A 1,171-nucleotide genomic window follows, 5' to 3' on the forward strand; every position below is an offset into this window, starting at 1 on the left:
GTCTTGTCTTATGACTTTCCAAGCCGTTTGGTTCAGTAAGAGATGCCCGATCCGGGATGGCCATCCCGGATCGGGCGGAAGGGAATGGATCGAAGTTGTCTAGGTCGTTGAGGACCGTCGATTAGTGTGATCACCCCTTTCTTTTCCAGCAGGCCTGAACGGAAACCGGGGCATTTGGGCCCGGATGACAAGAATAGGATAGCGGAAAAGATGTGCGATACCCTACCACAAACCATCGGCATCGATATCTCAAAAGCAACACTCGATGCTCATGCCTATCCTGCAGGCAGCAACCAGCAGTTTGCCAATACTGCCCGCGGCCATAAAGCCTTAATTACATGGCTGGGACAATGGTCAGTCGAACGCGTGGCATATGAGGCGACTGGCGCTTACCACCGGGAACTCGAGCAAGCTCTGGCTGATCTGCCTTGCGTCAAGCTCAACCCCGCTCGTGCGCGGCGCTTTGCCCAGGCAGCTGGAACCTTGGCCAAGACCGACCGGATCGATGCAGTGATGCTGGCCCGCATGGCTAGCACAATGCAGCCGCCCGTGCGCCCGGCTATAAACCCCGAACAGGCAAGGTTGGCTGAACTGATCAGCGCCCGCGACGGTCTGATGCGCGACAGAACCGCGCTTAAAAACCAGGAGAAAAACCTGACGATTCCGCTTCTAAAGCGTCAGCACAAGCTACGCCTCAATCAGATCGATCAGCATATAATCGCTCTCGATGCCGAGCTCGCAGCAAGCATTGCGGCCGATCCGCAACTTGCCCGCCGGCATGAAATTATCTCCAGCATAGCTGGCCTTGGCCCACGTACTGCCAACCAGCTGGTCGCTATAATGCCAGAGCTTGGATCACTTGATAACAAACAGGCCGCATCGCTGGCAGGACTCGCTCCCGTCGCCCGCCAATCAGGGCAGTGGAAAGGCAGAAGCTTCATCCAAGGTGGAAGGGCCAACGTTAGACGCGCGCTCTACATGCCCGCTCTCGTCGCTGCCCGCTTTAACCCTGACCTCAGGGAAAAGTATCAGCACTTCATTGCATCGGGCAAACCAGCCAAAATCGCTATAGTCGCGGTTATGCGCAAGCTCCTCGTCACCGCCAACGCGCTCGTCAAAGCCGATCGCATCTGGGTCGAAAAACGTGCTTGATCACAACGGAAACTAATCG

1 protein-coding gene is annotated in these 1,171 nt (G+C 56.3%); it reads left to right on the top strand.

Annotated elements, in window-relative coordinates:
* Nucleotides 1–210 precede the first annotated feature (210 nt).
* Nucleotides 211–1,152, top strand: a complete 942-nt coding sequence (locus tag ABID19_RS34290; RefSeq protein WP_263807309.1) for an IS110 family RNA-guided transposase — start codon at nt 211–213, stop codon at nt 1,150–1,152.
* The last annotated feature ends 19 nt before the right edge of the window (nt 1,153–1,171 follow it).

This window comes from Mesorhizobium robiniae (genome assembly GCF_040545535.1).
Classification (GTDB): domain Bacteria; phylum Pseudomonadota; class Alphaproteobacteria; order Rhizobiales; family Rhizobiaceae; genus Mesorhizobium; species Mesorhizobium robiniae.